Here is a 20,606-nt window from a genome sequence, read left to right as displayed (position 1 = left end):
CGGCTAGAAGCGGATCTGGGAGTACGGCAGGCTCGGCAGGTTCCCCGCCGTCCAGGGGCGGTCCGATTTTTCCAGCGGTATGAGCCCGCGGCCGTCGCGGACCACCAGCACCACCGTGCCAACAATGGCGAACAGGGAAACCGCAGCCAGGATAATCAGCAGAACCACAATGGACCCGGTCATGACCAACACCTCTAACATCAATTTTACTGCGGTCCGCGCCTGCGAGAATGGCCAGATGACCGCCATCATCCTGGGCTGGAACCCGGACCGCTGGAATGACTGGAACTACGCCGCCGCCGTCGACCGCGTGGCCGCGACCGGGCTGCACCTTGAGCGCTGGAGTGTGGGCCCGGGGAGCATCGCCGCGGGCACGGACGCCTGGCTGCTCCTGCAGGGTGACCACGGCCGGGGACTTATCGGCCATGGCGTCGTGGTCTCGGATCGGCCCGACGCCGGGCCGCACACGATCGTTTCAGCCGGGGCCGCGCCGGACCTGGCCACGGTGTCTGTGCAGGTTGCCTTCGACTCCCTGCTTCCGGCCGGCGAGCAGATCGCCGTCGACGTCCTCACGGAGGCGCTGCCCGGCGTCCCCTGGGACAATGATGATGCCGCCGGGCTGAGCGTTGAGCCGGCCGAGGAAGCGGCGATCCGGGCCCTGTGGCGGGACCTCGGGCCGCGTCCCGGCCCGGACCCCACCCGGCCCGGTCCCGGCACCTACCCGCCGGACGCGGTCACCCGGGTCCTGGTGAACCGCTACGAACAGGACCCCGACGCGCGGAGGGCCTGCATTGCGCTCCACGGCAGCAGTTGTGCGGCCTGCGGGTTCTCCTTCGAGCAGAGGTACGGAGAAATCGGCCTGGACTTCATTCCGGTCCACCACATCGTCCCGGTGTCCCAACTGGGCAGCGGCTACGAGCTGGACCCGCTCACGGACCTCATCCCGCTCTGCGCCAACTGCCACGCGATGGCACACGTCGGGGTGGGCACGCCGCGGACCGTCGCCGAGCTGCGCCGGATCATCGCCGACGCCGGATTCCTCCGCGGATCCACGGTCACCGACGAACAGCTCGAGGCCCAGCGGCAGGCCCGCGAGCTCCTGGGACCGCAGTAGGCCCGGCCGTTTGCCACAAATGACCGCCACACGGGGTGGACATGCCCATTTTTCGCCGTAATGAGCGGGCATATGGGCATTATGTCCAGCCCTTGGCCCGCACAAAGCGCATGTCCAGCGGCCCGTCGGCACATAGTCCAGCCAATGACCCGCACGGAACGCATGTCCAGCGGGCGACGTGGGCTGGCCGCAATGAGCGGAGCACATCACAAGTGGACATGCTCATTTTTCGCGGCCGCGACAAGGCATATGGGGATTATGTTCAGCCCCGGGCGCACACGGAGGGCATGCCCAGTGGCCCGGGGGCCGCACGATCCCTGCCCCGGACCACACCCCGTTAACCCACTCTTCCCTCCCCCGCCATTCGCCCACCCCCGCGCCGACAGCCGGCCCCCGCACTGTGGAGGGGTGAGGATCGCAATTGTTGCTGAGTCATTCCTGCCGCTGATGAACGGGGTCACCCACTCGATCCTGCGGGTCCTGGAGCATCTACAGGAGCGCGGAGACGAGGTGCTCGTGATCGCGCCGTCCACGCAGGTCACGGGCACCCCCGACGAGGTCTACGGGGCGCATGTCCACCGGCTGCCCTCGGTGCCGCTGGCCGGCTACGCGAATGTCCGGGTGGCGATGGGCGGTGTCTCTCGGGTCAAGCGAATCCTTGCCGGGTATGCCCCCGACGTGGTCCACCTGGCCTCGCCGTTCGTGCTCGGCTGGCGCGCGGCGCAGGCCGCCCACCAGCTGGGGATCCCCACCATCGCCGTCTACCAGACCGAGGTCCCGGGCTACGCCGGGCGCTACGGCGTTCCGTTCCTGGAGAACTGGGCGTGGAACCGTGTGGAGAACATCCACCTGCTGGCCTCCCGGACCCTCGCCCCCTCCAGCTTCGCGCTCAACCAGCTGCGCGGCCGCGGCATTCCGCGGGTCGAGATGTGGCGGCGCGGCGTGGACACGGACCGGTTCTCCCCGGGCAGGCGCGACGCCGGCTGGCGGGCCGCCGTCGCCCCGGCCGGCGAGCGCATCATCGGCTACGTGGGCCGGCTCGCGGTCGAAAAACAGGTGCAGGACCTCGCCGTGCTCGCCGATGTCCCCGGCACCCGGCTGGTGATCGTGGGTGACGGACCCCAGCGGCAAACCCTCGAGAATGCCCTGCCTGACGCCGTTTTCACCGGGTTCCTCGGCGGCGGGGCGCTGGCCCGCGCCGTGGCATCCTTCGATCTCTTCGTCCACCCCGGCGAGTTCGAGACCTTCTGCCAGACCATCCAGGAGGCGATGGCCTCCGGTGTGCCCGTTGTCGCCACCGGCCGCGGCGGCCCGCTGGACCTCGTCGAGAACTCCCGCACCGGGTGGCTGTACGAGCCGGGGAACCTGGCCGCGCTGCGTTCCCACGTGGTGGACCTGATGGGCGACGACGCCAAGCGCCGCGCGTTCGCCGCGGCGGCCCACGCTTCGGTCCAGGGCCGGACGTGGTCCGCCCTCGGTGACGAACTGGTCCGGCATTACCAGGCCGTCCTCCCCGCCCGCATCCCCGCCACCACACCCCTAGGAGTCGCCCTGTGAGAATTTCCGTGATCGGCTGCGGCTACTTGGGGGCCGTGCACGCGGCCACCCTCGCCTCGATGGGCCACAGCGTGGTGGGGATCGACGTCGACGCCGCCAAAGTGGAGCAGCTGAGCCGCGGCGCGGCACCATTCTTCGAACCGGGGCTGGATGAACTCCTGCGCGACGGCGTCACCACCGGCCGGCTCAGCTTCTCCACCGACTTCGCCGACGCCGCCCGCGCCCAGCTGCATTTCCTCTGCGTGGGCACGCCGCAGTCCAAGACCTCCGACGGCGCCGACCTCAGTTACCTTGTCGCCGCCACGGAGGCGCTGCTCCCCCACCTGGCCGCACGGTCCGCCGTCGTGGGCAAGTCCACGGTCCCGGTCGGCACGGTGGACATGCTCCGCGGTGTGCTGTCGGCGCGGCCGGACGTGCTGCTGGGCTGGAACCCTGAATTCCTGCGCCAGGGCACCGCGGTCAAGGACTCGCTGGTCCCGGACCGCCTGGTCTACGGCGTCCCCGGGGACGGCACTACCGGCGAAAGGGACACCGGCGCACCTGGCCGCGGCGCCGCGGTTACCGCATCCCTCGATGCCGTCTACGAGCCCCTGCTCGCCGCCGGGATTCCGCGCCTGGTCTGCAACTTCGCGACGGCGGAACTGATCAAGTCGGCGTCGAACGCGTACCTTGCCACGAAGCTCAGTTTCATCAACGCCATGGCCGAACTCTGCGACGCGACGGGCGCCGACGTGAAACAGCTCGGCGCGGCGATGGGCTTCGATCCGCGCATCGGCAGCCGGTATCTCCATGCCGGCCTGGGCTTCGGCGGCGGCTGCCTGCCCAAGGACATCCGCTCCCTCCGGGTCCAGGCGGCGGGCCTGGGCGTGGATTCGGTGGATCAGTGGATGGCGGTGGTGGATTCGATCAACCAGGACCAGCGTTCCCGCACTGTCGGGCTGGCCCGGGACCTGTGCGGCGGCGAGCTGGCCGGCCGCCGGGTCACCGTGCTCGGCGCGGCCTTCAAACCGGACACGGACGATATCCGGGACTCCCCCGCCCTGGCCGTTGCCCTCCAGCTGGCGTCGGCCGGCGCCCATGTCACGGTGACCGACCCTGCCGCGATCAACAACGCGTGGCTCCGCTACCCGCAGCTGCGCTTCGAGCCGTCCACGACCGCGGCCCTGGAAGGGGCGGAGCTTGTGCTGCTGCTGACCGAGTGGGACGAGTACGCCTCGCTCGAGCCTGCCGTCGCCGGGGCGCTGGTCCGGCGCCGCACCCTGCTGGACGCCCGGAACGCCGTCGACGCTGCGGCCTGGGAAGCGGAAGGCTGGACGGTCCGCGGCCTGGGCCGGGGCCTTGGCCGGGGCTGCGCGAGCGACCCGAGCGCAGCCGCGCGCCGCCCGCTGGTCCCCGCCAGTACGACCATCACTGGCACGTCCCGCTGACCGGACCCGCCGGCACCACCCAACGTTAGGATCCATTGAGGACCCGCTGACAGGACCCGCCGACGGACCCTCCGACACGCCGCCGCCGAAGCACGGGCTGAAAGTCGATGCGCTGAAACGCCGGGCGCACGTGGTCGGCGCCCGGCCGTGAGGCCCCTATGATTTCCTGAGGGGAGGGACTCTATATGAACTACCGGTGGTCTCAGATATGTACGGCGGTGGCACCGTGACGGCTTCCTCGCATCCGCCGCCCGGCGTCGAGTCGGTGCTGGAGTCCAGCCCCGACGCCCTCCTGGTGATCGCGGAAGACGGCACGATCCGCCTGGTCAACGCCGCCGCGGAGCGCATGTTTGGCTACACCCGCGGGGAGCTCGTGGGCCAGGACCACCGAATGCTCCTCGCCGAAGGGTTCCGCAGCGGCTTCCACCGGCTGTTCTTCGCCCTCCGCAAGGACGCCGACGCCGGCCGCGCCGCCGTCAGCGGGCCCGGCCCCGCAGCCGCGCCGGACGCCACCGCCCCCGATGCCCCCGCCGACACCGCGCCGGACACTGCCCCACACAACGCCGCCGCCGGCACCGCCCCCACAACGACCGCCACCGCCGGCCTCCCGCCGGTCGAGGCCTACGGTGTGCGGCGCGACGGCACCGAGTTCCAGGGCGAAGTGGCCTGCTCGCTGCTGGTCCAGGACACCGACGGCGCGCCCCTGAGCATGGCCGTCGCCGTCCGCGACACCTCGCACCGGCGCGCCGCGGACGCCGGGCTCCGTGAAGCGCTGTCCCTGCTCAGCGCCACGCTGGAATCCACGGCCGACGGCATCCTCGTCGTCGGCGGCGACGGCCGGATCGCCAGCGTCAACAACCAGTTTGTCTCCATGTGGGGCGTCCCGCGCGAGCTGCTGGCCACCCAGGACGACGACGCCGTGATGGGCTTCGTCCTGGACCAGCTGGTGGACCCCGAGCAGTTCGTCGAGAAGATCGCTGCGCTCTACGCCGATCCGGACTCCGAAAGCCACGACGTCCTGGACTTCCTGGACGGCCGCACCTTCGAACGCTATTCCCGCCCGCAGAAGGTCGCGGACCGGGTCGTCGGCCGGGTGTGGAGCTTCCGCGACGTGACCCCGGCCCGGGACGCGCAGGACCTGATCACCCAGGCCATGGCCGATCTCGCCGAGCAGGCCGCCCAGCTGAAAGCCCTCGCGTTCCAGGACCCGCTGACCGGGCTGTCCAACCGGCAGCTGTTCAACGACCACCTCGAGGCCGCCCTGCGCGGGCCGTGCGGCACCGCCGTCGACGTCCTGCTCCTGGACCTGGACGATTTCAAGGAAGTCAACGACATCCTGGGCCACCACGCCGGGGACCAGCTGCTGATCGAGGTCGGCCGGCGCCTGCGGGAGTGTGTCCGCCCGACAGACGTTGTAGCACGCCTGGGTGGTGACGAATTCGTGGTGCAGCTGGTCGGTTCGCTGGACCCCGACGCGGTGGCGGACCGGATCGTCGCGTCCCTGCGGGTGCCGCTCTGGATCGACGGAACCATGCTGCGCCCGAGCCTCAGCATGGGCCTCGCGTCGATCAGTGAGGATGCCGTGGACGCCTCCGAGCTGCTGCGCCGGGCCGACATCGCGATGTACGCGGCGAAAGCCGCCGGCAAGAACCGGTACCTGCGGTTCCGCCCGGAGATGATGAAGTCCCTCGTGGAGCGCACCGAGCTGGAGGCGGGGCTGCGGCTGGCGGTGGATGCCGGCGAGATCGCCGTGCACTACCAGCCCATCGTCTCGGCCCGGAGCGGCGTCGTGGTGAAAGTTGAGGCGCTGGCCCGGTGGGAGCGCGACGGCGGCATCGTCCCCCCGGCGCAGTTCATCCCGGCGGCGGAACGCAGCGGCCTGATTGTCGAGATCGGCACGGAGGTGCTGCTGAAGGGCTGCACCGAGCTTGGACCCTGGCTCGCGGAGGACTCCGCGCGGGCCCTCGCCGTCAACGTCTCCGGGGTGCAGCTGCAGCACGGGGACTTCGCCGAACTGCTGGTGGCCGTCGCCAGGAACACCGGTGTGAAGCCGCGGCAGCTGGTCGTGGAAGTCACCGAAAGTGTCTTCTTCCACGACGACTGCCACGTGATCCAGCAGCTCACCGCGCTCCGGAACGCCGGCGTGCGGGTGGCGCTGGATGACTTCGGCACCGGCTTCTCCTCGCTGGGACGGCTCCAGGGGCTGCCCGTGGACACCCTGAAAATCGACCAGTCCTTCACGTCCATGATCCACACCGGCGACGAAAAACTGCCGATCCTCTCCTGCATGATCGCCATGGCGCACGGCCTGGGCCTGACCGTGACCGCCGAAGGTGTCGAGACGGCAGCGCAGGCCGAATACCTGATGAAGCTGGACTGCGATTCGCTGCAGGGCTTCCTGTTCTCCCGCCCCACCGGCGGCCCGGGCCTGCAGCCCGCCATTGCCCGGTCCAACGACGCGTTCGCCGCCCTTCGGGGGGAAAGGGTCTCCAACCCCCGGTGACCCGGGCCCGTTCCGCGGCCGGGTACTGGACAAGGGACCAGCGGCCCCTATGATTCAGGAACGCATTGTCCGCGGCACCGCCGCCGGATCAGCCATCAGCACATTAACCGTCGCTTCGGGGGGCCGGTATCGCCGTGGGAACTGGGATTGAAGAAGCCCTGCTGGAGCAGGGTCCCGATGCTGTCTTGCTGCTGACAGCGGACGGGACCATCGCCTTCGTGAACGCGGCCGCCGAGCGCCTCTTCGGCTACCCGCGCGAGCAGCTGCTCGGAGCCCAGCACACCGTCCTGCTCTCCGAGGACGAGCGCGGCGGCTTCCTGCGGGTCCTGGGCCGGCTGGGCCGCGGCAGCCAGTCCGGCAGCCGGCCGTTCGCGGCGGCAGGCCGCCGTCGTGACGGCCGCGAGCTGTCCCTGGAGATCACCTGCTCGCTGGTGACGCTCGACGACGGCCCGGCCATGGCGGTTGCCGTCCGGGACGGCAGCCACCGGGAAGACACCGATTCCGGGCGCCGGCTGGCGGTCTCGCTGCTCGACGCCACGCTGGAGTCCACCGCCGACGGGATTGTGGTCATCTCCAACGAGGGACTCATCACCGGCATCAACGACCAGTACCTGAAACTGTGGGGCATGCCGCCGGAGCTGCTCACGGCGGAGGACCCGGGGGCGCTGGTCACCTTTATCTCCCGGCAACTGCGCGATCCGGACTACTTCCTGCAGAAAGTCTCGGAACTCTACGCCGACCGGGTCAAACAGAGCCACGACGTGCTGGATTTCAAGGACGGCCGCACCGTGGAGCTTTACTCCCGGCCGCAGAAAGTCGCGGAAGAGATCGTGGGGCGGATCTGGAACTTCCGCGACATCACCTCCACCCAGCGCGCCCAGGATCAGGCCCGCCGCGCCCTGGCGGAACTCGCCGATCAGGCGGACAAACTCAAGGAACTCGCGTTCCAGGACCCGCTGACGGGCCTGGCCAACCGGACACTCTTCACCGAACGCGTCGCGGCCGCGCTGCTGACCCGCGACCCGGTGCATGTGCTGCTGCTGGACCTGGATGACTTCAAGGAAGTGAACGACATCCTGGGCCACCACGCCGGGGATGAGATGCTGGTGAAAATCGCGGGCCGGCTGCAGCAGTGCGTCGGGCCGCACGGCACCGTGGCGCGCCTCGGCGGGGACGAGTTTGTGGTCCTGCTGATCGGCTGCAACGATTCCGACGCCGTGGCGCAGCGGATCGTGGCGACCCTGAACGCCCCGTTCTCCATCGAGGGGACCCTGATGCGGCCGGCCCTCAGCCTGGGGGTCGCCTCGCGGGGCGCCGGGGCCATGACGTCCTCGGAGCTGCTGCGGCAGGCGGACCTGGCCATGTACGCCGCCAAGGAAGCCGGCAAGAACTGCTACCTGCATTTCCAGCCGGCGATGCTGACCGAGCTGCTGGCACGGACCCAGCTGACCGCCGGGCTGAGGCGGGCCGTGGAGCTGGGGCAGATCATCGTGCACTACCAGCCCGTGGTGTCCACCGAGCTGCTGGAGGTCGTGCAGTTCGAGGCGCTGGCCCGCTGGCAGTTCGAGGGGAAGCTAATGCCCCCGGACGAGTTCATCAGGACCGCCGAACGCAGCGGCCTGATCCGGGACATCGGGGCTGAGGTGCTCCGGCGCAGCTGCGCCGAACTGCAGCCCTGGCTGGCGGAGGACCCGTCCCGGTCCCTGGCGGTGAACGTCTCCGGCGTGCAGCTGCTGCACCGGGACTTCGCCGAACGCGTCCTGGATATTGCAGCGTGGGCCGACGTGGACCCACACCAGCTGGTGCTGGAGGTGACGGAGAGTGTCTTCTTCGATCCCCGGACCCACGTCATCGCCCAGCTCGAAAGCCTGCGCGGGGCCGGCATCCGGGTGGCCCTGGACGATTTCGGCACCGGCTACTCCTCCCTTGGCCGTCTGCAGGAGCTCCCCGTGGACATCGTCAAGATCGACAAGTCCTTCGTCTCCATGCTGCACACCGGGGCGGAGAAGCTGCCGATCCTGACCTCGATGATCCACATGGCCCGCAGCCTGGGCCTGAAGGTCACGGCCGAGGGCATCGAAACCCCGGAACAGGCCCGCTACCTCATGGCGCAGGGCTGCGATGCCCTCCAGGGCTTCCTCTTCTCCCGGCCGGAGCCGGAGGACCGCCGGGAGCTGGGTATCCGCAACACGGCCGCGGCTGTTGCGGCCTTGGCCGAGGGAGCCCGTCGGGGATAACCTGCCCGGCATTCTTGGGCGCGGCATGATGCGCAGCGCCCCGCAACCGGCAACTGCGCATATGCTTCAGGGAGCGCAGCCCGCCTTGCTCTCCGCAGGAGCGGCTGCCATCCGTATCCATCGGCTTGGGGCAGGCAAAACACATGGAAGCTGGACTCGCAGACCTGCTGCTCGAACACGGCCCCGATCCGCTGCTGCTGCTCGCTCCGGACGGGTCGATCTCCTACCTGAACACCGCCGCCGAAGAGCTCTTCGGCTACTCCCGGTCACAGCTGCTGGGCACCGACGCCGGCCTGCTCCTGGCCGCGGGCTTCCGCGCGGAGTTCCGCGCGCTCCTCGCCGGTCTGGCCAGACCGGCGCCCCGCGCCGGTGAGCCCATCGCCGGCCCCGGCCGCCGCGCTGACGGCACCGAAATCCCGGTCGAAATCACGTGCTCCCTGCTGCCCGCCGGCGCCGCGGCCGGCTCGGCCGCGCCGTCCGTCGCGCTGTCGGTCCGCGGCGCCGGGCACCGGACGGAGCCGCACCCTAAGCACCCGGACGACGGCGGCGGGACAGCGGCCGGGGCCGCGCACCGCCGTCGGACGCTGGCTGCGTCGACGGCCGCTCCCGCCGCCTTTGCCGGCCACGATGACCGGGTGCGGGCCGGGGTGCTGCGTGATCCGCTGACGTCGCTGCCCAACGGCACCCTGTTCAACGAGCGGCTCGCCGCCGCGCTGCGCCGCCCGGACCCGGTGGACGTGCTGCTGCTGAGCCTGGATGACTCCACAAACCCCACCGGCCTGCTGGGCCGCTCCGCCGCGGACGAACTGCTGGTGGAGGTCGCGAGCCTTCTGCGCAACTGCGTCCGCCCGCATGACACCGTGGCCCGGCTCGGCGGCGACGAGTTCGCGGTGCTGCTGACCGAATGCCAGAACGCGGACTCGGTGGCCGCGCGGATCGCCGGGTCACTGTCCGGGCCGCTGCATGTCGGCGGGTCGCTGCTCCGGCCGGGCGTGAGCATGGGCCTGGCCTCCCGGACGTCCCCGACGCTCGACGGCGCGGAGCTGCTCCGGCGGGCCGACACGGCCCTGACGGCGGCGAAGTCGGCCGCGAGGAACGGCGGCAGGGTCGGCTGGCTGCGGTTCCGGCCGGAGATGCTGGACACCGCGGCCGACGTATCCGCCGGTGCGGACATGTCCACCGGGGCCGACCCATCCACCTGGCCCGACGGCCAGGCCGGGCTCCGGCAGGCGGTGGAGCTGGGCGAGGTCTCGGTCCACTACCAGCCCGTGGTGTCCCCGGGGCTCGGTGCGGTGGTGCAGTTCGAGGCCTTTGCGCGCTGGGAACGGCACGGCCGGCTCGTCCCGCCGAACCGGTTCCTGCCCGTGGCCGAGCAGAGCGGCCTGATCCGGGAGATCGGCGACGAGGTCATGCGCCGGGCCTGCGCCGAGATCCGGCCCTGGCTTGCCGGGGATACCGCGTGCAGCGTGTCGGTGAATGTCTCCGGCCTGCAGTTCCAGAACCGGGATTTCGCCGCGGAGGTGCTCGCGATCCTGGCGTCCGCCGGGGTGGATCCGCGCCAGCTCAGGCTGGAACTGACCGAGAGTGTGTTCTTCGAGCCGGACTCGGCGGTGCGGCGCCAGCTGCGCGCGTTGCGGACGGCCGGCGTGCGGGTCGCGATGGATGACTTCGGCACGGGCTACCTGTCCCCGGACGGGCTCGCCGGGCTGCCGCTGGATGAGGTCAAGATCGACCGCTCCCTGGTAGCGATGATCACGACCGGCCAGGAGCAGCTGCCGCAGCTGGGCACCATGATCGACGCCGCGCACGCCCTGGGCCTGCAGGTCACCGCCGAGGGAGTCGAGACAGCGGAACAGGCGAACTATCTGATGGACCGCGGCTGCGACTGTCTGCAGGGCTATTTGTTCGCCAGGCCGGCCCCGGCCGGCGGGCTGGCCGGGGCCGTGGGGAACGCGCTGACGGCCATCGGCGAGGTCAACGACGCGCGGTAGCCCGGCGCGGCAGCCCGGCGCGGCAGAAACCGCCTGCGGGCCCCACTCCCGGCGGGTGCCGGCGGTTACTGCCAAAGGCTACCGCCAGTAGCTACTGCCCCGCGCCTACTGCCTGCGGTCGAGCTCGTCGAGGTCCGCGCCCACCAGCGCCCCGCTGCGCTCCCACAGCTCCCGTGCCAGCTCCGGGTCGTACGCCAGCTTGTTGGCCTTCGCCAGCGCTCGCTTGGCGTAATACGCGCCGGAGATCCAGTCCTGTCCCGGCGTGGCCGTGGCGAGCCACACGAGAGTGTCCGCGCCCTGTTCGGGGCTCAGCATGAACCTATTGAGGAAGCTCCGGTAGAGGAACCGGAACGGGCTGGTGGTGTCGGCGGCGAAGTTGGTGGCCACGACGCCGGGGTGGAAGGCCGCCGTCGAGATCCCTGCGGCCTGGTAGCGGTTGTTCAGCTCCGCGGTGAAGAGGATGTTCGCCAGCTTGGCATTGCCGTAGGCGAGGTTGGCGGAGTATTTGTTGGCCGTCCCGAGGTCGTCGAGGTCCAGCTTGCCGTACAGCGAATTCGCCGCGCTGGAGGTGTTGATGACGGAGGCGTGGCTGGCGGTCAGCACGTCCATGAGCCCGGTGGTGAGCAGGAACGGGGCCAGGTGGTTGATCTGGAAGGTCTTCTCGTGCCCGTCGACGGTGAGCCCGCGCTGGCCCATGATCCCGCCGGCGTTGTTGGCCAGGACGTCGATCCGCGGGTATGTCTCCTTCAGCTGCGCGGCGAGTTGGCGCACCTGTGCCAGCTCCGCGAAGTCGCAGACGAAGTGGTCCGCGCCGATCTCCTGGGCGATGCGCCCGGTCTTCTCCGCAGAGCGCCCGACGACGACCACCCGCTCCCCCCGTTTGCTCAGCGTCCGGGCGGCGGAGGCGCCGATGCCGTCGCTGGCTCCGGTGATGACAATGGTCCGAGCGGTCATGGGGAAATCCTTTGAGCGAAAGCGGGAACGGGGCTGGTCTGCATCGAGCCTACCTAATTCAACATCGTCGACTCCGCAGGAGCGTACGAATTCGGCGGTCGCCATCAGAATAGTCGGTGCCAGCCACCGAAAATTGCGTCACGGATGGCTAATACTTGGTTTCTTTGGTCCTTCACTGGCCTGTCCCGGTGCGTCTACTTGGCTCCCGGGGAGGGCCTACTCGGGAACCCCGAGACATTCCGGAACGGTGTACTCGGTCAGCGCTTAAACGGCCATTTTTCGTTGAGTTTCAGCGCTTTTGTCATGATACTGGACGCGTGCGCTGGTGCTGGGGCGATGTCCAGAGTCAGCGTGCGCTGCAGGCACATCGGAGTTTCCGTATGTGGCTGGGGGTTCGGGGGGAACGGGATTGTGGGTGCAGTTCAGGTGGCGCCCGGGGGGATATCGCGTATTCCATGACAGTTCTTTCTCCGCCATGAAAGACAACTGAAAACAACTGAAAAGAAAAGGATCCTTTTTCGCTTCCGGTAAAAGTGGCCATTTTCACGTTATTCGGAAGACACGAGCAGGACCACCATGGAAACGGCGATCAAACGCATGAAAGAACGGCGATGAACATGAAACGTACCGCCAGCTGGCTGAGCAGAATTACCGTACTAGCCCTAGTTGCGGCCGGGGGGTTGCTGGGAATTTCCACCAGCGCTTCCGCGGCAGACGACTACGGCTATGAAGGCCACAGCTATACGGGCGTGAGCAATCCGCCCACCTCGGACAAACCGCAGAGCAAACTCTGGTGGCACGACGGATCCTGGTGGGCCGACATGTGGACCTCCGGCACCGGCTGGCAGATCTACCAGCTGGACGTCGACACCAAAACCTGGGTGAGCACCGACCTCACGAACGACACCCGCGCCAACACGCTGGCGGACACCCTCTGGGACGGCACACACCTCTACATCGCCTCGCACGTCGTCACTGTGACCGGGGACACGACGGCGGTGCCGTCGGTTTCGGGCCAGCAGGCCAAGCTGTACCGCTACAGCTACTCCGGGGGCGAATTCACCCTGGACAGCGGTTTCCCGACCACGATCATGAACAACAGCAGCGAGTCCATGACGATCGACCAGGACAGCACGGGGGCCATCTGGGCGACCTGGACGCAGGTCGCGGGCAGTGCAGGCAACTTCACCAACACCGTCTACGTCAACCGCTCCGCACCCGGCGGGACCAGCTGGAATTCCCCGTTCGTCCTCCCGGTCAGCAACCCCAACCTTGCGCCGGATGACATTTCGGCCATCGTGGCTTACGACAGCAACAAGATCGGGGTCATGTGGAGCGACCAGCTCACCGGCTCCGTGCGCTGGGCAACCCGCACCGACGGGACCAACCCCACTGCGACCTCATCGTGGAAAGTCCAGGACGCGGTCAAAGGCACCAAATACGCCGACGACCACCTGAACGTGAAGACGCTGCAGTCCGACGACTCGGGCCGCGTGTTCGCCGCCATCAAGACCGGCCTGAACGACAACGAAACCGACCGGAGCCTGGCGCAGGTGGAGCTGCTGGTCTTCAAGCCCGGAACCGGTTCCTTCTCGGTGTCCACGATCGCCACCATCGGGGACTGCGTGTCCCGGCCGCAGATCGTCCTGGATACAGAGAACAACACGGTGCATGCCTTCCATACGGCGCCCGGCACCGACGTCAGCGGCTGCGTTTTCTCCGGCACCCCCGGCGCCATCTATGAGAAGACCGCCGACATGGACGACCCGGTGTTCGAGGAGGGACGCGGCACCCCGATCATCCAGGACGGCGCGTCCGACAACATGAACGACGTCACCACCAGCAAGCAGAGCGTCAACAGCACAACCGGGCTCGTCGTGCTCGCCAGCAACAACGTGACCAAGCGCTACTGGTTCTCCCACCAGGACCTTGGCGACACCACCGGAGAGCCGGACGCTGCAGGCCTGAAGGATTTCAACCGTGACGGCGAGACGGATGTTATCTCCCGCGACGCCTCCGGGCAGCTGTGGCTCTACCCCGGCACGGGGACCGGTGACTGGCTCACCCGGCAGAGTCTCGGCGGAGGCTGGAACGTGATGACGTCGATCGTCAGCGCCGGAGATTTCAACGGCGACGGCGACGCGGACGTGATCGCCCGGGACACCAACGGTGAGCTGTGGCTCTACCGGGGCAACGGGACCGGCGACTGGCTCCAGCGCCAGAACCTGGGAGGCGGCTGGAACGTGATGACCTCCATCGTCGCCCCGGGGGACTTCAACGGCGACAACCGGCGCGACCTGATCGCCCGGGACAGCAGCGGTGAACTGTGGCTGTACCCGAACAACGGCGCCGGGGACTGGCTCAAGCGCGTTGACCTCGGCGGCGGGTGGAACATCATGAGCTCCATCGTCGCTCCCGGCGACTTCAACGCCGACAACAACGTGGACCTGATTGCCCGAGACACCAGTGGCCGGCTGTGGCTCTACCCGGGCAACGGGCAGAACGAATGGTTCACGCGGGCAAGTCTCGGGTCTGGCTGGAACACCCTGAACGCCATTACCGCCCCCGGGGACATGAACTCCGATGCCAGGCCTGACGTGATCGCCCGCGACCTTGCAGGGCGGCTCTGGCTCTACCCGAACAACGGTGCCGGCGACTGGCTCACCCGCATCGACCTGGGCGGCGGCTGGAGCACGATGACGGCGATTCTCTAGGAGGTGTTTGGCCGTTAAATGCGGGAGAGCCCCAACCGTGTGGTTGGGGCTCTCGACCGTTTAATGATGTTCCGGCGGTGACCTACTCTCCCACACCCTCCCGGGTGCAGTACCATCGGCGCTGTGGGTCTTAGCTTCCGGGTTCGGAATGGGACCGGGCGTTTCCCCCACGCTATGACCGCCGTAACCCTTGCTCCCGTTCCCGTCACGGCCCCTGGGGGGTGTGGCGGGTGGGAAATCTGTGGTGTTACAACTGTGGTGTTGTTTATTTGGTTGTGGTTTTGTTCCTCAAGCAACGGGTTTGTTGTTTGGGAACCACATAGTGGACGCAAGCAGTCTTGTTATCTTTGTACTCTCTTCATGGTGTGAACGTCTTTTGAATCCGTTCACGAAGGGAGTGTGTGGTGTAAGTTATCGGCCTATTAGTACCGGTCAGCTTCACGAGTCGTTAGTCCTCGCTTCCACATCCGGCCTATCAACCCAGTGGTCTGGCTGGGGGCCTCTCACACACAAGGTGTATGGAAATCTCATCTCGAAGCGAGCTTCCCGCTTAGATGCTTTCAGCGGTTATCCCATCCGAACGTAGCTAATCAGCGGTGCACTTGGCAGTACAACTGACACACCAGAGGTTCGTCCGTCCCGGTCCTCTCGTACTAAGGACAGCCCTTCTCAAATTTCCTGCGCGCGCAGCGGATAGGGACCGAACTGTCTCACGACGTTCTAAACCCAGCTCGCGTACCGCTTTAATGGGCGAACAGCCCAACCCTTGGGACCTACTCCAGCCCCAGGATGCGACGAGCCGACATCGAGGTGCCAAACCATGCCGTCGATATGGACTCTTGGGCAAGATCAGCCTGTTATCCCCGAGGTACCTTTTATCCGTTGAGCGACGGCCATTCCACAATGTACCGCCGGATCACTAGTCCCGACTTTCGTCCCTGCTCGAGATGTCTCTCTCACAGTCAAGCTCCCTTGTGCACTTACACTCGACACCTGATTGCCAACCAGGCTGAGGGAACCTTTGGGCGCCTCCGTTACTTTTTAGGAGGCAACCGCCCCAGTTAAACTACCCATCAGGCACTGTCCCTGACCCGGATTACGGGCCGAAGTTAGATGTCCAAAGTGACCAGAGTGGTATTTCAACGATGACTCCACCCGAACTGGCGTCCGGGCTTCAACGTCTCCCACCTATCCTACACAAGCCACTCCGAACACCAATACCAAACTATAGTAAAGGTCTCGGGGTCTTTCCGTCCTGCTGCGCGTAACGAGCATCTTTACTCGTACTGCAATTTCGCCGAGTTTATGGTTGAGACAGCGGGGAAGTCGTTACTCCATTCGTGCAGGTCGGAACTTACCCGACAAGGAATTTCGCTACCTTAGGATGGTTATAGTTACCACCGCCGTTTACTGGGGCTTGAATTCTCAGCTTCGCCTTGCGGCTAACCGGTCCTCTTAACCTTCCAGCACCGGGCAGGAGTCAGTCCGTATACATCGTCTTGCGACTTCGCACGGACCTGTGTTTTTAGTAAACAGTCGCTTCCCCCTGGTCTCTGCGGCCCCTGCACGCTCCGGACAGCTTGTGTCCATCACGATGGGGGCCCCCCTTCTCCCGAAGTTACGGGGGCATTTTGCCGAGTTCCTTAACCATAATTCTCTCGATCGCCTTAGTATTCTCTACCTGATCACCTGTGTCGGTTTGGGGTACGGGCGGCTAAAACCTCGCGTCGATGCTTTTCTAGGCAGCATAGGATCACCGAATCCCCCCTTACGGGAGTCCCATCGGGTCTCAGGCATCATGAACGGCGGATTTGCCTACCGTTCGCCCTACATCCTTAGACCGGGACAACCATCGCCCGGCTCGGCTACCTTCCTGCGTCACACCTGTTAATACGCTTGCCTCCCAGGATCAGGTCCCGCGCTCCACCAAAACCCGGGTCGCCACAAGGGCGGCCGGGCAGGTTTCGGGCGGTTAGTATCCCCTGTTCAGCATGGGCGGTTTTTCGCCGGTACGGGAATATCAACCCGTTGTCCATCGACTACGCCTGTCGGCCTCGCCTTAGGTCCCGACTTACCCAGGGCAGATTAGCTTGACCCTGGAACCCTTGATCATTCGGCGGACGGGTTTCTCACCCGTCTTTCGCTACTCATGCCTGCATTCTCACTCGTGTAGGCTCCACCGCTGGTTTACACCGCGACTTCACTGCCCACACGACGCTCCCCTACCACTCCAGACGCCTGAACCAACCCACAAGGGGCGGCTTAGCTAATATCTGAAATCCACAACTTCGGCGGTGTACTTGAGCCCCGCTACATTGTCGGCGCGGAATCACTTGACCAGTGAGCTATTACGCACTCTTTTAAGGATGGCTGCTTCTAAGCCAACCTCCTGGTTGTCTTCGCAACTCCACATCCTTTCCCACTTAGCACACGCTTAGGGGCCTTAGTTGGTGGTCTGGGCTGTTTCCCTCTCGACTATGAAGCTTATCCCCCACAGTCTCACTGCTGCGCTCTCACTTACCGGCATTCGGAGTTTGGCTGACGTCAGTAACCTTGTAGGGCCCATTAGCCATCCAGTAGCTCTACCTCCGGTAAGAAACACGCAACGCTGCACCTAAATGCATTTCGGGGAGAACCAGCTATCACGAAGTTTGATTGGCCTTTCACCCCTACCCACAGCTCATCCCCTCCATTTTCAACTGAAGTGGGTTCGGTCCTCCACGACGTCTTACCGTCGCTTCAACCTGGCCATGGGTAGATCACTTCGCTTCGGGTCTAGATCACGCCACTGCAACGCCCTATTCAGACTCGCTTTCGCTACGGCTTCCCCACACGGGTTAACCTCGCGACGTAACACTAACTCGCAGGCTCATTCTTCAAAAGGCACGCCGTCACCAGAATCAGACTGGCTCCGACGGATTGTAAGCACACGGTTTCAGGTACTGTTTCACTCCCCTCCCGGGGTACTTTTCACCTTTCCCTCACGGTACTGGTCCGCTATCGGTCATTAGGGAGTATTTAGGCTTATCAGGTGGTCCTGACAGATTCACACGGGATTTCTCGGGCCCCGTGCTACTTGGGATACTCCCCGGGCGGTACACAACATTTCGGTTACGGGGCTCACACCCTCTCTGGCCGGCCTTTCAAGACCGTTCACCTATGCCTGTACTACACACCCCACTGTCCCGGCAGAGACAGAATGGGAAGTCCCACAACCCCGACCATGCAACGCCCGCCGGCTATCACACATGGAACGGTTTAGCCTGATCCGCGTTCGCTCGCCACTACTGACGGAATCACTATTGTTTTCTCTTCCTGCGGGTACTGAGATGTTTCACTTCCCCGCGTTCCCTCCACGCACCCTATGTGTTCAGATGCGGGTCACCAGGCAGCTCGCGCCCCTGGCGGGGTTTCCCCATTCGGACACCCTGGGATCACAGTCCGGTTATCGACTCCCCCAGGCTTATCGCAGATTCCTACGTCCTTCTTCGGCTCCTAATGCCAAGGCATCCACCGTGTGCTCTTAAAAACTTGACCACAAAAGATCAATAAAACGCTATTCTTTCGAGAGAACCATGAAAACCATCACCCCACCCCTAAGGATGAGACAACAGATCCAGGTTCATATATCTTGGAAATTGCTTCTTATAAAAGATGCTCGCGTCCACTATGTAGTTCTCAAACAACAACCCCGTACCACACACCCCACACACGCATTCGTGTGTGCTCGGTGCAGCCAGGAAACCAGAAACACAAGTCCCACACCACGCCGCCCCCGCGCCGGACTCCCCCGTAAGGGAACCCGCCACAGAGAGCTGCGTGCCGTGGTCCTGTTGTCTCAGGACCCAACAGTGTGCCAAACACTAAACCGCCCGTTACTCTCCCTGGCACCGTTCCAGGACCACCACCCGCAAAGGGGCGTGTATCCGTACTGGGTGCCGGGGAAAAACCGGCGGCCGCTATTTGCTGATATTCCACCCGTGAGCACCCGCCGCAGAACTATCGTCTGCGTAACGGGCGTACTCCTGACAACCCCTCCACACCCGCATACACGGGGCAAGATGGTTGTAGGTGCTCCTTAGAAAGGAGGTGATCCAGCCGCACCTTCCGGTACGGCTACCTTGTTACGACTTAGTCCCAATCGCCAGTCCCACCTTCGACAGCTCCCTCCCACAAGGGGTTAGGCCACCGGCTTCGGGTGTTACCAACTTTCGTGACTTGACGGGCGGTGTGTACAAGGCCCGGGAACGTATTCACCGCAGCGTTGCTGATCTGCGATTACTAGCGACTCCGACTTCATGGGGTCGAGTTGCAGACCCCAATCCGAACTGAGACCGGCTTTTTGGGATTAGCTCCACCTCACAGTATCGCAACCCTTTGTACCGGCCATTGTAGCATGCGTGAAGCCCAAGACATAAGGGGCATGATGATTTGACGTCGTCCCCACCTTCCTCCGAGTTGACCCCGGCAGTCTCCTATGAGTCCCCGCCATAACGCGCTGGCAACATAGAACGAGGGTTGCGCTCGTTGCGGGACTTAACCCAACATCTCACGACACGAGCTGACGACAACCATGCACCACCTGTAAACCGACCGCAAGCGGGGCACCTGTTTCCAGGTGTTTCCGGTTCATGTCAAGCCTTGGTAAGGTTCTTCGCGTTGCATCGAATTAATCCGCATGCTCCGCCGCTTGTGCGGGCCCCCGTCAATTCCTTTGAGTTTTAGCCTTGCGGCCGTACTCCCCAGGCGGGGCACTTAATGCGTTAGCTACGGCGCGGAAAACGTGGAATGTCCCCCACACCTAGTGCCCAACGTTTACGGCATGGACTACCAGGGTATCTAATCCTGTTCGCTCCCCATGCTTTCGCTCCTCAGCGTCAGTTAATGCCCAGAGACCTGCCTTCGCCATCGGTGTTCCTCCTGATATCTGCGCATTTCACCGCTACACCAGGAATTCCAGTCTCCCCTACATCACTCTAGTCTGCCCGTACCCACCGCAGATCCGGAGTTGAGCCCCGGACTTTCACGGCAGACGCGACAAACCGCCTACGAGCTCTTTACGCCCAATAATTCCGGATAACGCTTGCGCCCTACGTATTACCGCGGCTGCTGGCACGTAGTTAGCCGGCGCTTCTTCTGCAGGTACCGTCACTTTCGCTTCTTCCCTACTGAAAGAGGTTTACAACCCGAAGGCCGTCATCCCTCACGCGGCGTCGCTGCATCAGGCTTTCGCCCATTGTGCAATATTCCCCACTGCTGCCTCCCGTAGGAGTCTGGGCCGTGTCTCAGTCCCAGTGTGGCCGGTCACCCTCTCAGGCCGGCTACCCGTCGTCGCCTTGGTGAGCCATTACCTCACCAACAAGCTGATAGGCCGCGAGTCCATCCAAAACCACAATAAAGCTTTCCACCCCCCACCATGCGATGAGGAGTCATATCCGGTATTAGACCCAGTTTCCCAGGCTTATCCCAGAGTTAAGGGCAGGTTACTCACGTGTTACTCACCCGTTCGCCACTAATCCCCCAGCAAGCTGGGATCATCGTTCGACTTGCATGTGTTAAGCACGCCGCCAGCGTTCATCCTGAGCCAGGATCAAACTCTCCGTTGAAGTAAAACAGACACACCATGCGCCCCCGGGAAAACGGGATGCACACAATGCACAAAATTTGAAACCAGCTGTAAAAACCAGACCACACCACGGGGTGGCAGGCCTGGTCAATTCAACCAATTCAATACAATAAATTGGTATCAACAAACTTGGCACACTATTGAGTTCTCAAACAACAGACACACCCGGCACCACCACAACCTCAGCCGTGGATCGCTCCGGAGCAACTTCCCAAACTTACCCGAACCAGCGGAACTTTGCAAACCAGCGTTTCACCGATCCACAACTCCACCAACCCGGATCCCCACCCATACTCGGCACGCAAAACTGCGAACCATTTTCCAGGCTGTTTATCAGGGGGTCGGTCGCAAACTCTCCGCATCAGCGGCGGCGACTCGAACTACTTTACACACCCCACCGAGCACACACAAATCCACCCCCACACCACCCCCCACACCCCCAAAAACCCCGCCACCACACCGAAACCAACCCCACCCGGACCA

At 65.1% G+C, this 20,606-nt stretch carries 9 protein-coding genes and 3 rRNA genes; 7 read left to right on the top strand and 5 right to left on the bottom strand.

The window, feature by feature from the left end:
* Positions 1-3: 3 nt before the first annotated feature.
* Positions 4-183 (bottom strand): hypothetical protein, encoded by a 180-nt coding sequence (locus tag AC06G6_RS04900; RefSeq protein ID WP_479826919.1) that lies wholly within the window; start codon positions 181-183, stop codon positions 4-6.
* On the opposite strand from AC06G6_RS04900, the gene AC06G6_RS04895 reads away from it, so the two are divergent.
* From AC06G6_RS04895 to AC06G6_RS04870, 6 genes are all read left to right on the top strand, one after another.
* Positions 182-1,114, top strand: a complete 933-nt coding sequence (locus AC06G6_RS04895) for an HNH endonuclease (RefSeq protein WP_479826917.1) — start codon at positions 182-184, stop codon at positions 1,112-1,114. The two genes, AC06G6_RS04900 and AC06G6_RS04895, sit on opposite strands and share 2 nt — an antisense overlap.
* Before the next feature lie 408 nt (positions 1,115-1,522).
* Positions 1,523-2,671 (top strand): glycosyltransferase family 4 protein, encoded by a 1,149-nt coding sequence (locus AC06G6_RS04890; protein ID WP_479826916.1) that lies wholly within the window; start codon positions 1,523-1,525, stop codon positions 2,669-2,671.
* Positions 2,668-4,098 (top strand): UDP-glucose dehydrogenase family protein, encoded by a 1,431-nt coding sequence (locus AC06G6_RS04885; protein ID WP_479826914.1) that lies wholly within the window; start codon positions 2,668-2,670, stop codon positions 4,096-4,098. Before AC06G6_RS04890 ends, AC06G6_RS04885 begins: the two co-directional genes overlap by 4 nt.
* Positions 4,099-4,306: 208 nt before the next feature.
* Positions 4,307-6,601, top strand: a complete 2,295-nt coding sequence (locus AC06G6_RS04880; RefSeq protein WP_479828536.1) for a sensor domain-containing protein — start codon at positions 4,307-4,309, stop codon at positions 6,599-6,601.
* A gap of 134 nt (positions 6,602-6,735) precedes the next feature.
* Positions 6,736-8,838 carry a putative bifunctional diguanylate cyclase/phosphodiesterase gene (locus AC06G6_RS04875; RefSeq protein ID WP_479826910.1) on the top strand — a complete coding sequence of 701 codons (2,103 nt, stop codon included), beginning with the start codon at positions 6,736-6,738 and terminating at the stop codon, positions 8,836-8,838.
* Between the two features lie 143 nt (positions 8,839-8,981).
* A complete protein-coding gene (locus AC06G6_RS04870) occupies positions 8,982-10,829 on the top strand; it encodes a putative bifunctional diguanylate cyclase/phosphodiesterase (RefSeq protein ID WP_479826908.1) in 1,848 nt (615 codons plus the stop codon).
* 105 nt (positions 10,830-10,934) lie between these two features.
* Here AC06G6_RS04870 and AC06G6_RS04865 read toward each other — a convergent pair whose 3' ends face one another.
* The gene (locus AC06G6_RS04865; protein WP_479826906.1) at positions 10,935-11,783 is read right to left on the bottom strand and encodes an SDR family NAD(P)-dependent oxidoreductase; all 849 of its coding nucleotides are present in this window, start codon (positions 11,781-11,783) and stop codon (positions 10,935-10,937) included.
* A 749-nt stretch (positions 11,784-12,532) separates the two neighbouring features.
* Here AC06G6_RS04865 and AC06G6_RS04860 point away from each other — a divergent pair.
* Complete coding sequence (locus tag AC06G6_RS04860; protein WP_479826904.1) at positions 12,533-14,497, top strand: FG-GAP-like repeat-containing protein; 1,965 nt, start codon at positions 12,533-12,535, stop codon at positions 14,495-14,497.
* Between the two features lie 69 nt (positions 14,498-14,566).
* On the opposite strand, the gene rrf is transcribed toward AC06G6_RS04860, so the two are convergent.
* The 3 genes from rrf to AC06G6_RS04845 form a co-directional block, all read right to left on the bottom strand.
* A 5S ribosomal RNA gene (gene rrf, locus AC06G6_RS04855) occupies positions 14,567-14,683 on the bottom strand.
* A gap of 215 nt (positions 14,684-14,898) precedes the next feature.
* Positions 14,899-18,034: ribosomal RNA gene (locus AC06G6_RS04850) — 23S ribosomal RNA — on the bottom strand.
* 545 nt (positions 18,035-18,579) lie between these two features.
* Positions 18,580-20,103 (bottom strand): 16S ribosomal RNA (locus AC06G6_RS04845).
* The 16S, 23S and 5S rRNA genes sit together here, the layout of an rRNA operon.
* Positions 20,104-20,606: the final 503 nt, after the last annotated feature.

It is taken from the genome of Arthrobacter sp. CJL-S3 (assembly GCF_056711635.1).
The sequence above is the reverse complement of the archived record's forward strand: the minus strand, read 5'-3'. Positions and strand labels throughout refer to the sequence as shown.

Excerpts from the sequence above, each read along its gene's own strand:
- AC06G6_RS04895 (WP_479826917.1), top strand. The coding sequence starts at position 182 with ATGACCAACACCTCTAACATCAATTTTACTGCGGTCCGCGCCTGCGAG.
- AC06G6_RS04900 (WP_479826919.1), bottom strand. The coding sequence starts at position 183 with ATGACCGGGTCCATTGTGGTTCTGCTGATTATCCTGGCTGCGGTTTCC.
- AC06G6_RS04880 (WP_479828536.1), top strand. The coding sequence starts at position 4,307 with ATGTACGGCGGTGGCACCGTGACGGCTTCCTCGCATCCGCCGCCCGGC.
- AC06G6_RS04870 (WP_479826908.1), top strand. The coding sequence starts at position 8,982 with ATGGAAGCTGGACTCGCAGACCTGCTGCTCGAACACGGCCCCGATCCG.
- AC06G6_RS04865 (WP_479826906.1), bottom strand. The coding sequence starts at position 11,783 with ATGACCGCTCGGACCATTGTCATCACCGGAGCCAGCGACGGCATCGGC.